The sequence below is a fragment of the Aureisphaera sp. genome (assembly GCF_059726885.1).
In genome coordinates, this window is sequence record NZ_AP041051.1 from 3811169 (window position 1) to 3824945 (window position 13777).

Annotated in this window: 12 protein-coding genes and 1 other RNA gene; 6 read left to right on the forward strand and 7 right to left on the reverse strand. The window is 39.8% G+C overall.

What is annotated here, in order from left to right; genetic code table 11:
• Positions 1-34: 34 nt before the first annotated feature.
• The gene (locus tag AC6JAD_RS17100) at positions 35-754 is read left to right on the forward strand and encodes a hypothetical protein (protein WP_461303735.1); all 720 of its coding nucleotides are present in this window, start codon (positions 35-37) and stop codon (positions 752-754) included.
• Positions 755-772: 18 nt separating this feature from the next.
• Here AC6JAD_RS17100 and AC6JAD_RS17105 read toward each other — a convergent pair whose 3' ends face one another.
• The gene (locus AC6JAD_RS17105) at positions 773-2398 is read right to left on the reverse strand and encodes an ABC-F family ATP-binding cassette domain-containing protein (RefSeq protein WP_461303734.1); all 1626 of its coding nucleotides are present in this window, start codon (positions 2396-2398) and stop codon (positions 773-775) included.
• 163 nt (positions 2399-2561) lie between these two features.
• Between AC6JAD_RS17105 and AC6JAD_RS17110 the strand changes: the two genes are divergently transcribed.
• On the forward strand, positions 2562-3974 hold the full coding sequence (locus AC6JAD_RS17110; protein WP_461303733.1) for a TlpA family protein disulfide reductase: 1413 nt from the start codon (positions 2562-2564) through the stop codon (positions 3972-3974).
• A 47-nt stretch (positions 3975-4021) separates the two neighbouring features.
• Here the strand turns inward: AC6JAD_RS17110 and fsa are convergent, their stop codons facing one another.
• The 3 genes from fsa to ffs all read right to left on the reverse strand — a co-directional run bounded on the left by fsa (position 4022) and on the right by ffs (position 5769).
• Positions 4022-4675, reverse strand: a complete 654-nt coding sequence (gene fsa, locus AC6JAD_RS17115; RefSeq protein WP_461303732.1) for a fructose-6-phosphate aldolase — start codon at positions 4673-4675, stop codon at positions 4022-4024.
• Between the two features lie 101 nt (positions 4676-4776).
• A complete protein-coding gene (locus tag AC6JAD_RS17120) occupies positions 4777-5586 on the reverse strand; it encodes an SDR family oxidoreductase (protein WP_461303731.1) in 810 nt (269 codons plus the stop codon).
• Positions 5587-5670: 84 nt separating this feature from the next.
• An RNA gene (gene ffs, locus AC6JAD_RS17125) (signal recognition particle sRNA small type) lies at positions 5671-5769 on the reverse strand.
• A gap of 89 nt (positions 5770-5858) precedes the next feature.
• On the opposite strand from ffs, the gene AC6JAD_RS17130 reads away from it, so the two are divergent.
• The 3 genes from AC6JAD_RS17130 to AC6JAD_RS17140 all read left to right on the forward strand — a co-directional run bounded on the left by AC6JAD_RS17130 (position 5859) and on the right by AC6JAD_RS17140 (position 9863).
• A complete protein-coding gene (locus AC6JAD_RS17130; RefSeq protein WP_461303730.1) occupies positions 5859-6902 on the forward strand; it encodes a glutaminyl-peptide cyclotransferase in 1044 nt (347 codons plus the stop codon).
• A gap of 108 nt (positions 6903-7010) precedes the next feature.
• Positions 7011-8171, forward strand: coding sequence for a carboxypeptidase-like regulatory domain-containing protein (locus AC6JAD_RS17135; RefSeq protein ID WP_461303729.1), 1161 nt, complete (start codon positions 7011-7013; stop codon positions 8169-8171).
• A 147-nt stretch (positions 8172-8318) separates the two neighbouring features.
• Positions 8319-9863, forward strand: coding sequence for a hypothetical protein (locus AC6JAD_RS17140; RefSeq protein WP_461303728.1), 1545 nt, complete (start codon positions 8319-8321; stop codon positions 9861-9863).
• A gap of 34 nt (positions 9864-9897) precedes the next feature.
• On the opposite strand, the gene AC6JAD_RS17145 is transcribed toward AC6JAD_RS17140, so the two are convergent.
• On the reverse strand, positions 9898-10419 hold the full coding sequence (locus AC6JAD_RS17145) for a GNAT family N-acetyltransferase (RefSeq protein ID WP_461303727.1): 522 nt from the start codon (positions 10417-10419) through the stop codon (positions 9898-9900).
• 112 nt (positions 10420-10531) lie between these two features.
• Here AC6JAD_RS17145 and AC6JAD_RS17150 point away from each other — a divergent pair, with 112 nt between their 5' ends.
• A complete protein-coding gene (locus AC6JAD_RS17150; RefSeq protein WP_461303726.1) occupies positions 10532-10690 on the forward strand; it encodes a hypothetical protein in 159 nt (52 codons plus the stop codon).
• On the opposite strand, the gene AC6JAD_RS17155 is transcribed toward AC6JAD_RS17150, so the two are convergent.
• The gene (locus tag AC6JAD_RS17155; protein ID WP_461303725.1) at positions 10679-12409 is read right to left on the reverse strand and encodes an FG-GAP-like repeat-containing protein; all 1731 of its coding nucleotides are present in this window, start codon (positions 12407-12409) and stop codon (positions 10679-10681) included. The two genes, AC6JAD_RS17150 and AC6JAD_RS17155, sit on opposite strands and share 12 nt — an antisense overlap.
• A gap of 90 nt (positions 12410-12499) precedes the next feature.
• The gene (locus AC6JAD_RS17160; protein WP_461303724.1) at positions 12500-13774 is read right to left on the reverse strand and encodes a hypothetical protein; all 1275 of its coding nucleotides are present in this window, start codon (positions 13772-13774) and stop codon (positions 12500-12502) included.
• Between the last annotated feature and the right edge of the window lie 3 nt (positions 13775-13777).

Consider the following 13777-nt stretch of genomic DNA (forward strand, 5'->3'; position numbering starts at 1 on the left):
GTGCAGTTCGTATTTTTATGAAAAAAATTGCGCTATGCTATCCAAAATAGATATTGAGCATAAACTTATTCAACATCGTAACAAGCAGAGGACTTCTGAGCAAATCCTTCAGGAAGTAAAAGCCATTTTCGAAGAAAATGATATCGAACGGGAACATGTAAAAGAAAAACTATCACAATTCTCCCCTTCCAAAGAAAATGATTTCTCCATTGATCTACTAGATGCGGACCGAATCTTCCACATTAACGATATTAAAAAACTATGTGTCGATTATCGACTTCGTTTTTTAGGATCGCACTTTTTCAAAGGTATTATTCCCGAAGAGGCCGTTTCAGAAATTAGGCAGCTAGAGAAGGAACATCGTATTTCTTTAGAGGGACTTAAAATTATGGCTCCGGCCAAATTATTGAAATTGGAAAATGCTGACGACCCTTTGTTATTTGCACCTATTGGAAACGGCTACCATTACCTTATTCATAAATGGGGTAATGATCTACATCCGTTGAGAAGGTGGCTCATGTGGCCTTATAAGACTTTTGAAAACTTGATTTTTACCATTTTTTTGGTGAGTATTCTCCTTACAGCTATAACACCTATGCAGGCGTTCACAAAAGGGGTCGTAACCCAAACAGAATATTTACTGATGTTTCTATTTATGTTTAAAGCTGTGGGAGGAACCGTTCTTTTTTATGGGTTTGCCAAAGGAAAGAACTTCAATACGGCTATTTGGGATAGTCGTTATTACAATGGATAATACTGGATAGGCAAATGTCTATACAGTTACCCCGTACATTTTCTCCCTAAGTTCCTTGATCTTTTTATCGCTCATGTATTCATCGAATGTAGTATAGCGATCAATGACACCATTCGGTGTGAGTTCGATCACCCTATTACCCACGGTTTGTGCAAACTCATGGTCATGCGTGGTAAAAATAACCGTTCCCTTAAAGTTTTTCAAGGAATTATTAAAAGCGGTAATTGATTCTAGGTCCAAGTGATTGGTCGGCTCATCCAACATTACCACATTGGCACGCATCATCATCATTCTACTCAACATGCATCTTACCTTCTCCCCACCGGAAAGTACATTCGATTGTTTCAAGGCTTCCTCACCGCTAAAAAGCATTTTACCCAAGAATCCACGTAGGTACACTTCTTCTTTTTCTTCTTCGGTTTTCGCCCATTGACGCAACCAATCAACCAAGCTCATTTCATTTTCAAAGAAATTGCTATTATCCAATGGCAAATAACTCTGGTTGGTGGTTACACCCCATTGGTAATTACCTGCATCTGCGTTTAGGTTTCCATTAATGATCTCATAGAACGCCGTAGTTGCACGGGAATCCCTTGAAAACAAAACTACCTTATCCCCTTTCGCAAGGTTAATATCCACATCCCTAAAAAGCGTTTCCCCTTCTAAACTAGAGGCTAATCCTTCAATATTTAAAATCTGATCCCCAGCTTCCCTTTCCCTTTCAAAAATAATTGCAGGGTAACGTCTACTTGAAGGCTTGATATCTGAAACATTGAGCTTTTCGATCATCTTCTTTCTACTGGTAGCTTGTTTAGATTTGGCCACATTGGCAGAAAAACGTCTAATAAACTCCTCCAATTCCTTCTTTTTCTCTTCGGCTTTTTTATTCTGTTTTGCACGTTGCCTAGCAGCCAATTGACTACTCTCGTACCAGAATGTATAGTTTCCGCTAAAATGGTTGATTTTCCCAAAGTCGATATCACTTATATGTGTACAAACAGCATCCAGAAAGTGACGGTCGTGAGAAACTACTATGACGCAATTGTCATAGTTAGCTAAAAAGGTCTCCAACCAAGAGATGGTTTCATAATCCAAGTCGTTCGTTGGCTCATCCATAATAAGCACATCCGGGTTTCCAAAAAGTGCTTGCGCCAATAGCACACGTACCTTTTGTTTCCCATCCAGGTCGCCCATCATGGCATAATGCAAATCTTCTTTAATACCCAAGTTGGAAAGCATTGCAGCAGCATCACTATCTGCATTCCATCCGTCCATTTCTTCAAACTGTACCTGTAACTCCCCTATTTTCTCGGCATTTTCATCTGTATAATCAGCATACAAGGCATCAATTTGGGTTTTTATGGCATACAGCTCCTTATTTCCCCTAACTACTGTATCCAACACAGAAAAGTCGTCGTATGCATTGTGATTTTGTTCTAACACAGACATTCTCTTACCCGATTCCAAATGCACATGACCCGAAGTTGGATCTTGCTTCCCAGCGATAATTTTTAGGAAAGTAGACTTTCCTGCTCCATTGGCACCGATAATACCATAACAATTGCCCTGAACGAATTGTGTGTTCACTTCGTCGAACAACACCCGTTTCCCAAACTGAACCGATAAATTGGATACTGAAAGCATAGGATATGTAGTTTATAAATTTTGCGCAAAAGTAGCTAAATAACTGCTATTGAAGAAACGAAAGCCAAATGAAGTTAACAGTTTATTCAAAAATCTTTTAACTAGTAATTAACAGCAAACGTCGTCAGAGACGTTATTTTTGTCACCAAGAATCGAAAATACTTTGCATCTGATAAAAAAAATACTACTACTCCCCCTCATTGCCTTGTGCACCTTTTCCTGTAAACAAAACCCGTCTAACGCATGTGGGACGGCATGGATTGGTGGAGAAATCGTAAATCCTAAAAAGGATTATGTGATTATTGGTCGCAACCGAATGATCATAGACACGGTGCCATTGGATGAGAACAACTTCTTTCTCTATAAAATGGAGCAAGTAGATCCCGGTATTTATTTTATAAGCCATTACGAATATCAAACGCTTTACGTCGAGCCAAATGACAGTTTGATGTTACGCGTTAACACACTTGAGTTCGACGAATCTCTCTCCTACACAGGGAAAGGTTCGCACCATAATAATTTCCTCATGGAGCTTTTCTTATTGAATGAGGAAGTAGCGGACTCTTTACCTGCACTGTATTTACTGGAACCTGCTTTGTTCGAAGAAAAATTGGATTCTATTAAAAGTACTAGGGCGGCTTTGTACGAGGATTTCTTGAATTACAAGAAACCTTCTCGAGGTTTTGAAGAAATTGCAGAAGCAGCCATAAGCTATAGCCTATCTGCAAAAAAAGAGCTTTATATTTCGGCAAATGCCCGTAAGAAGATGTTTGGTGAAAGTTTTGAGATTCCCGACAACTTTTTGGAATACAGGAAGGATATAGACTACGGCAATGAACACCTGCGAAGTTATTATCCGTACTATCGTTTCTTAAGCTTTCATTTAGACAATTTGGCTTATGACATGTACAAGGATAAAGGGAATTTTAATAGAAATGGGTTTTTACATAATTACCATAAAAACATCCTGATTGATAGTCTTGTTGTAAATGATTCCCTTCGAAATAGTTTATTGCGTACAAATGCGCACCGCTATTTTGTAAATGCCGAAGATGAAAGCAACGAACGAATTATCCTGGATCAGTTTAATACGTTTAGTTCGCACGAAGGGGATAAAAAGGAAATCGCCCTCTTGGCCGATGCCACCATCAAACTAACGCCTGGGCATACCATTCCCAATTTAAAACTATTAACCACGGACAACACCGTAAAAGACCTTCATAGCACCTTGGTAAAGCCTACGGTTATTTACTTCTGGTCCAATAAATCGATAAAACATTATAAAAAGATTCATTTTAGGGCAAGCGAGTTAAAATCGAAGTACCCTGAATTTAACTTCATAGGGATCAACATTGATACTCATTTTAAGAAGTGGCTAAAAACCGTGAAAAGTTCTGGCTATAATGAAGTCACCGAATACCAGTTCGAGAATTTCGATGAAGCCGAAATGAAATTGGTTATCAACTCTGTAAACAAAGCCATGATACTGGACCCTCGAGGTAAGATTTTGGATGGTAATACCAATATCTTTGATGTAGGGATAGAAAACCAGCTATTGAGCTACCTAAACAAATAAAAAAGCCCCTGAACAGGGGCTTTTTCATATCGTCTATCTTCTTTTCTTTAGTTCCCTTTGCGGTAGTCTGCAAGGAATTTCTCTAAACCAATATCGGTTAACGGATGTTTTAGTAACCCTTCAATGGAAGAAAGTGGTCCAGTCATTACATCGGCCCCGATCTTGGCACAATCGATCACATGCATGGTATGGCGAACAGATGCAGCCAATATCTCTGTGTCGAACCCGTAGTTATCATAGATATGACGAATTTCTGCAATGAGGTTTAAACCATCGGTAGAGATGTCGTCGAGACGGCCAATAAATGGAGAAACATAAGTAGCTCCGGCTTTAGCTGCCAGTATGGCTTGACCCGCCGAGAACACCAAAGTTACATTGGTTTTTATGCCTTTGTCGCTAAAATATTTCGCTGCCTTTACCCCTGCTTTAATCATAGGAAGCTTCACCACAATTTGTTCGTGCAATCCGGCAAGCTCTTCGCCTTCCTTTACCATGCCATCAAAATCGGTAGCAATTACCTCAGCAGAAACATCACCATCCACAATATTGCAAATATCCACATAGTGCTTCAAAATGTTCTCGCGTCCTGTAATACCCTCTTTCGCCATTAGGGAAGGATTAGTGGTAACACCGTCTAGCACTCCAAGGTCTTGTGCATCGCGAATTTGATCAAGGTTAGCAGTATCGATGAAGAATTTCATAGTATAGGATTTATGTTTTTGTCGGGACAAAAATACATAACTAATTAGCCTTCATGAACCAATCCATGCAAAATTTATAACATAAAAATGTTAATAAGGGACTACTTCAACTTATAGTGGTTCATAAGCATGCGCTCATACACTTTATCTGGTAGAATTCGCTTGAGTACAATGGAAAATTTCTGTAGAAAAGCACCAACTTTGTAGTGTATTTTTGGGGAAGAAGTCTCTATGATGGAATGTATCTTTCGGGCCATAATGTTTGGATCACTGCCCCCGTCCACATGGTCATTCATCATATCAAGGGTGTTACCATAGGCTTCTTTATACGGCGAGTCTTCTAATACCGGTGCATGGAATCTACCTTGGGCAATATTGGTAGCGAAATCACCCGGTGCCACATTCGTCATCTGGATTCCGAATTGATTCACTTCCATTCGGTAGGCTTCCGTTATCAATTCCAGAGCTCCTTTGGTGGCACTGTAAATTCCCCTGTACGGTAACCCCATATATCCCGCTATAGAAGTAATATTGATAATATGGCCACCATCATGATCCCTCATCGTGGGTAGAACTGCTTTTATGACACCAAGAGGTCCATAAAAATTAGTCTCGAAGGCCTTGCGTATCTCATCTGTTGGAGTTTCTTCAATAGGGCCCGTAATTCCTACGCCCGCATTGTTCACCAATACATCTATCCTACCTTCTTTATCTACAATGGTCTTCACAGTGCTCTCTATGGTTTCTTCTTTGGTCACATCGAGGGCTAACAGGTTAAAGGGGAGGGATGCTGTGTATTTGGAAGGGTTTCTACTGGTCCCGTATACAGTATATCCCTTCTCATGAAGGTATTCTCCAATGGCTTTTCCTATTCCGGAGGAGCCTCCTGTAATCAATACAACTTTTGGCATAGTTAAAAACTTGGGGACAAAGATGCTAAGGAGATATTAGGATTCCAAATCGAAGGGGTCTTATGTTCGATTATGCCCATAAAAAAATGGCAAGCTACCTACATCACACTGCTACGACCGAATACCCTTGCTGCGTTCCCACCCTGGGGGATTCAACGGGAGCTAGTTGTGTAGGACTTGCCGGTGCAAATATACGCCCATTTTAATGTTCACACAAGCATTTTTGCTATCAATTATTTATGGGCTATCTTGCCCAAAAAATTACATAATCAATGAAAATGCACAAACTGTTCATTTGCACTTTATTACTAGGGTTAATGATAAGCTGTGGTGAAGACATTAAGGATCCAAATCAGCTTTTTAATCTCTCCATCACCAATTCTAAGAAATCTTTTAAACAAGAAGATGTTGTTACCATTTCCTTGAGCCCAAAAAGGGATAAGCAGATTGAAAGTGTTGCATATAAACTGAATGGGAAAGCCATTTCGTTAACCAATAACCAGATTCCGCTTACAGGTCAGCGTATGGGTTTACATCTATTGGAGGCAATTGTTACTTCAGATGGCGAAACATACACCCTTGTAAAGGACTTCACGGTTACGGCAACCCAGACCCCAAAACTATATACTTATAAGATATTGGAAAGCTACCCTCATGACATGAATGCATACACCCAAGGGTTAGAATTCGAAAACGACACCCTCTATGAAAGCACAGGACAACGTAAAAAGTCCTCCTTGCGTAAAACCAATTTTGTAACTGGAGAAGTATTGGAGAAAAAGGAGTTAAGTGATCAGTATTTTGGAGAAGGGCTCACAATTTTAAACGACAAGATTTATCAACTCACTTGGCAGGAGAATACAGGGTTTATCTATGATCTAGGAACCATGAATGAAACAGGAACCTTTGTATACGGAACTAGTAAGGAAGGTTGGGGATTATGCAATGATGGCAATACCATTTTTAAAAGTGACGGGACGCAAAGAATCTGGACCCTTAACAGCAACACCCTTGCAGAGGAAGGATTTATAGAAATCTACACTCATCAAAGTAAGATTGACCAAGTAAACGAATTGGAATGGGTAGAAGGTAAAATCTATGCCAATATCTATCAGAAAGATGCCATAGCCATTGTAAACCCTTCAAACGGTGCTGTAGAAGGAGTCATTAATATGAAAGGATTGCAAGAACAAGTTACACAACACAGCCAGTTAGATGTTCTTAATGGTATCGCATATAATGACGAGCCCAATATTCTATATGTCACTGGAAAAAACTGGGATAAACTATTTAAAATAGAAGTGGTAGAAAAGTAAACCTTTTCGAAACATATTGTTCACTCAATGATAATGACCGTTCACTCAACGGTCATTTTTTATTTACATAATTTGTTGGTGGTTTGAAGTAACAAAACACTAGTCATTATGAAAAAATCGATCACCATTTCCATCCCAGAACCTTGTCATGAAGATTGGGGCAAAATGACCGCTACTGAAAAAGGAAGGTTTTGCAAGGTCTGTACGAAAGAGGTGATCGATTTTACACAAACAAGCGATGAAGCCCTGTTCAAAAGACTTCAAAACGGGGAAAAACTATGTGGCCGTTTTCAAAAGACCCAATTGAACAGACCCATTGCTTTAGCGCGAAAATCCAAAAATAGTATACTCCCGTATGCAGCTTCACTTCTATTACCATTAAGTATTCTGAGTCCTCAGGAAACAAAAGCCCAAGGTGGGGTATCCCTACACAACACACCAGGAATCGATCTATCCATCAATGCCCACACAGAAAAGTCGATCGTAACTATCACTGGGCAGGTAACGGACGAATTTGGAACACCATTGCCGGCAGTAGAGGTAATGGTTTTGGAAACCAGCATCAGTGCATGGACCGATTTTGATGGTAACTATACGTTACAATGCCCTAGCGGTTCTACCCTATCCTTTATTTATGAAGATAAAATCCCATACGAAGTAACCGTGGGCACTAAAAACAGTGTGGTACATGCACTATTAAATGGGGAAGTGCCAGCAACTGAAGAAATCCTTATAAGGCCATATATCGTTGGAAAAATTGCTCCTGTTAAGGTAACTGAGGAAATTACTGAGAAAAAACAGGACAGCACGATAATTATAATTAATGGAACCATTACCGATGAGATGGACTATCCATTTCCCGGAGTCAATGTTATGGTTAAAGGAACCTCTGAGGGCACAATTACCGATTTCGACGGAAATTATACCATTGAAGTCGACGCAAATCAAACTTTGGTGTTCTCATACATAAGCTACGTAACCCGAGAGGTCACATTATCAAACATTCCCAATGAAATCAGTTTTTCAATGGATCCGGATGAAAACATGGTACTTGGTGGTATGGTTACAGTAGGAATGGTGGCGACAATTAGCGAAAGGGAGGTGGTTGAAAGCCCACTGGAAAGAGAAGCATCTTGGGATAACGAGCAATGGGATAACCAGCAAAAACGCAGGGAATACGCTGCCAAGGAAAATGCCTTCAAAAAAATACAAATGGAACGCGCAAAGGAAGCCCGAAAATTAAAAAGGGAACGCAGGCGTAAAAAATAATGGACAGTACCGTTTGGTGTGTAGTAGCAGTTGGTGCGAGGAGGGATCAAAGCCACTGCTACTGCTGCTGTCTTTTTTAAAACTTCACTTTACAATAATCCACAACATAAAAAGTTATATTTTTACTGAGAATTTATAACTATATAGATGAGATACCTTTACGGCCTAGCATTACTTTGTGCTATTGTGTTATGGAGTTCGTGCCGAAACGACTTTGAAACTGTTGCTTCTTCCGGAAATTTAGAGTTTTCACAAGATACTGTTTACCTCGATACTGTTTTTACGGATATTGGATCTAGTACCTATAACTTAAGGGTATATAACCGAAGCGATGAGGATATTAGCATTCCCACGGTTCGTTTGGGGCGAGGCGAGGATTCCAATTATCGCTTGAATGTGGACGGATTGGCTGGAAAAGTGTTCGAAGATGTTCAGGTATTGGCTAATGATAGTATTTTCATATTTGTTGAGACTACAGTAGACATTGCAGATCAGACCAATGACTTGCAGTTTTTATATACAGACCAGATTCAGTTCGATTCTGGAGGAAATCAGCAAAATGTAGAGTTAGTTACTTTGGTTCAGGATGCCGTATTTCTTTTTCCAGATTTAGATGCTGACGGAATGGTAGGAACCATCGTTTTGGGCCAGGATGAAAATGGCGAAGATGTAACCATCGAAGGTTTTGTTTTGGAAGGCGATGAACTCAATTTCACGAACGAAAAACCTTATGTTATCTATGGTTATGCAGCTGTTCCCAATAATGAAACCCTTACCATAGATGCTGGCGCAAGAATTCACTTTCACAGGGATAGTGGGATATTGGTGGCTAATCAGGGATCTATACAAGCTTTAGGCGCCCCGAGTACCGATCCAGAATTATTGGAGAATGAAATTATTATTGAAGGGGACCGTTTAGAACCGGACTTTTCAGATATCCCAGGACAATGGGGTACGATATGGTTAACCATTGGTAGCACAAACAACATCTTTAATCATACGACCATTAAAAATGGCATTGTAGGGTTATTGGTAGATCAGACTTCCGATGTTACCCTCAATAACGTTCAGATTTACAATAGCTCGAATGTAGGGTTATTGGGAAGGAATGCAGTGGTTACCGGAAATAATATGGTAATCAACAATAGCGGTCAGTCTTCCCTAGCATGTTCGCTAGGCGGTGTATATAATTTTAATCATAGTACGTTCGCCAATTACTGGACCAACAGTTTTAGGTCATTCCCTACCGTGCAAATAGATAATTTTATTCCTGGTTTTGAAGAAGCTGATTTAATTGAGGCCAATTTCACCAATTGTATCATTTATGGAAATGAACAAAGGGAGCTGGGCATTTTCCGCGGAGAAGACCCTAGCAAGGAATTTAATTTTAACCTTACCAATACACTGTTCCGTTTTGAGGATCCACAGGGAGATTTTGAAGATGATCCCAATTATGACTTCTCGAACGCTACTTTTTATACCAATAGTATTTTAAATGTAGATCCTGTATTTCAGAATACCAACCTGAACAATTTCAATATTGGAGAAGGGTCTTCTGGTGCAGAAGGAATTGGGTTAGGTGGTGTGGCCCCTGGTGTAGATCTTAACGGAACTACTCGAGATGGCAATACGCCAGATGCTGGTGCATATGAAGCCACTGTGTTTCCTGATGATGGAGGGGATTTACCCTAATCCTGAAACCGTTTTCCAGTTGTTGAAATCAAAATTATTCGTTAGAAAATAACAGTAATTCTTCAGGGTCATCCTTAAACTTGAAGGTTCCTGTTTCCCTAAGTCCCAGTTTCTTTAGAAGCGCAATAGAGGATGCATTATAATCTACAGTAAAGCCCAATACCGTAGTGATACCCAATTCCTCTTTGGCATAATTCATAATAGCACTGGCAGCTTCAAACCCGTACCCTTTTCCGATAAACTCTGGTAGAAACGCAAAACCAATGTCTGGATGCTCCAAATTATCACGTTTGTATAAACCACATGCCCCGATCGTTTCCCCTGTCTCATTTAAATTTACTGTGTAAGAGCCATAGCCGTGGGTTTCATAACTCGGTAAGTAGTTCTTTTCAATATATGCCTCGGCATCTGTTACCGTATGAACTTTACGGTCACCTATATACGTAAGCCAACCTTCGGAGTTGAATAGCTTCACATAAAAAGGTGCGTCGGCGATCGTGATTTGTTTTAGTATAAGACGTTGGGTTGTTAGCATCATAGAACTACGAATATACATTTTTTCATGTTTGGAATACAGGAAAAATCCCCTTTCACTTTACGGTTTAAACCTCTTGATTACAGTTAGGTATGCGCATAGCTTTGTAATCACCAATTTAAAATATGCAAAAATGAATTTAGAAATGACCCCAGTAGATGGACCGGTAATCAAACCAAAAAAGAAACCAGCATACTACGATGAAGCTGCGTTCAAAAAAAGCTTGGAAGACATGTACGATGAAATGGGTTTCCCAGTTGACGAAAATTTCGACGGATTCCTATTTATCTAAGACCAATTTTTTGGTAAAAGTGGTTTTCCCATTAATGGCATGTATAAAATAGATTCCTGAAGGATATTGATTTAATTTCAATTGGGTTTCTTCAGATGTTAGGCTGGTAGTGAAAATTGTTCTACCTGTAATATCTGAAATCGTAACCTGGGCACCTATCCAATGATATCCAACCTTTAGGGTCGCACTGTATGACATGGGATTGGGATAAACAACAACTCCGTCTTCCTCTTGAAAAGTTTCAGATGCTAATGTGCTCCCTTCTATAATGGTAATCGCTTGGTTTATATCAGGATTCTCGATCATATCCTCAATACCGCTCAACCAAGTGACTTTTACATATTCAATTTCGGTGGCTGTTCCAATTCCGAAGAACTCATAGGCCGAATTCTGGCCCAAATACCCTTCTCCACATAAGGTATAATTAAATTGTTTTTCACCGTTTACCATGATCTCAACGGTAGAACCAATCCCCATGCTATTACTCTCCGTTCCCTGCAGTTTTACTTTAAACCAATTGTTACCGGCAGGGCAATCGTTTTGCCATAAGAAAATATTATCTGGGGCATAATTGAGAACTGCGATATCTGGATATCCATCATTATCCAAATCTCCAATGGCATTTCCATAACTCTGAGCAGTATCATTTTCAAATCCAGCATCTGTTGGGATCGTATAGTTTCCGTTGCCATCATTTTCATAAAAAGCGGATGGTAGCATTCCGGTGGTACCATCTAACATTCCACTTACATACAGATCGAGATTTGTGTCATTGTCGCCATCAAGAAACACCGCGCCCCATCCAACCGATTCGAACAACGTACCATTAGGCGAAGCAATATCCGTAAAGGTTCCATCTCCATTGTTTTCGAAAAAGGCATTCCCCGCTGGAGTATTTGTGACATAAAAATCCTGCCATCCGTCTTTATTGGGATCGCCAATTGCTGTACTCATGGCATCCATCACAACATTAGTGTTGGTTTGCTGCCCAACTTCGGTAAAAGTATCATCGCCGTTATTATGGTATAAAAGGTTTTTCGGATCCTTATCATTGGCAATAACAATATCCTGCCAGCCATCGTTGTTGTAATCGAAAAAGGCAGCACAAAATGAAAAATGATTTTCGCCCGAAATTCCTGCACTGGCATTTACATTGGTAAAGGTGCCATTTCCATTATTCCTGTATAAGATATTGGGTATTGTAAGATTTTCTGTGTTCCTGGAACTAATAAAAAGATCTAGCAAGCCATCCTTATTGTAATCACCCCATGAAGCTCCAAAGGTTCTATGATCGGTAGTTATTAGCCCCGCGGAAGTAGTGATATCTACCAAATTCAAATTTCCGGTATTCTCATACAAACGATTGCTATCAGTATTCCCTGAAGCAAAAAAATCGTAATCCCCATCATTATCGAAATCTACCCATTGTACCGTTTTTGTTTCAAAAAGTGGGTCGGAGTTAAGTAGAAAAACCTCTTGAAATGAACCCCCTGTGTTTCTGAAAAAACGTACGGGTGATCCAGCGCCCGAACTTACTGTGATATCATCCCAATCATCACCATCAAAATCAAAAAAGGAGATACCCCCTCCAAGTAATCCAGAACCATACGTAACATTATCAAGGCCTATGGAAGTAGTGTTTTCCTGAAAAAGTATTTGGCCATGAATGGAAGAAATACAACAAATCAATAAAATGGGTATGACATAAATTACTCGCATCTTACAAATGGTTAGTTCGACAAAACCAAAACCCTATAGGTTTCGTATAGTTAAATGTACAAAAACTAAAGAAATCGGCACAAAGGCTTGTTACTGAAACACTTCGGAAACAGACTGCTCGATATGCCCTAGAACATCTGTATTGATTGACACGCTTAAATTGTCCTGAATGGCTTCTTGATAGGACGACACCGAATTATTACCAGACAACCCAAATCCAATGGACTCCAAACTCTCTGAGCCAATAAGAAGTATATCGGAAAATATAGCATCGAAAAGGGCCGATTTTGTAAAACCGATATTGGGATTAGCCTCCCCTACAATGGTATAGCTCACATTAAATGAAACGTCATCCGTAAATCGATAACTGGCTCCAAACGTATCATAGTTTCCCGACGTACTTGCCGAAAAACTGTTAATGCCATTGTCCTGTACGGAAAAATCAAAACTGGGATTGCTGATTTCAAAATTAAGACCCTCACTTAATTCCTCATAGCTATAATTTCGGTTACCCGAGGAGTAGGAACAAACCACTTCATAAAAATCGAAGAGGTTATCTTTCATAAATACGTTCATACTCACCACTTCGGAATTACTGATTTGGTCACGTAGAACATTGGCTCCGCTATTGGTATCATAATTCTTATGCCCCATTACGATAGCACGTGCACTTTCATTGGTGGGATAAGAAATAGATAGTATATCATCGGCAAAGGGTAAATTATTGTAATCATCTGATACACTAATGTTTTCGGAAACCGATTCTTCCCAAAAATGTCTCGGAAAGGATTCCGTATCGTTTCTTACGGCCATATAAAAACTACCACCATTTCTAACCATTTCACCATTCACAGAAATGGTACCGCCAGCATCTGAGCTATAAGAGCCACTGGTTTGGGAATAAAACAGGGATGATTCCGATGGGTCTGGTTGTCCGAAATTGAAATAGTCCAAGGACACGTCTTCCAAGCTTTCTGGAACATCCTTTCTATCCAAGGTATAGTCGGAAAAAACAAAGTTTTCAAAAGTAGTGACCCTATAGAGGCCGACGCCTGCCGTACTTAGCAGCCGGTATAATGTAAAGTCGAACTGTTGATTTTCGGCTGCTTCGAAAGAGAAATCATACATTTCACCATTGACTATTTCTGCCTCAAAAACAACAACTCCTGCAATGTTACTCACAAAAACTTTGGCTGTTTCGGCATCACCCAAGTAATCGGCAGAAACATTCATGCCAAACGAGTAGGTCTGAAGCATTTCCTCCTCCTCTTCCATTTCCTGTTCCATTTCGGTGGGACTATCATCATTACTTGAACAAGCCAATAGTAAAATAAATGGCAGTAGGTATAGTAGGCGTGTAAGCATGAA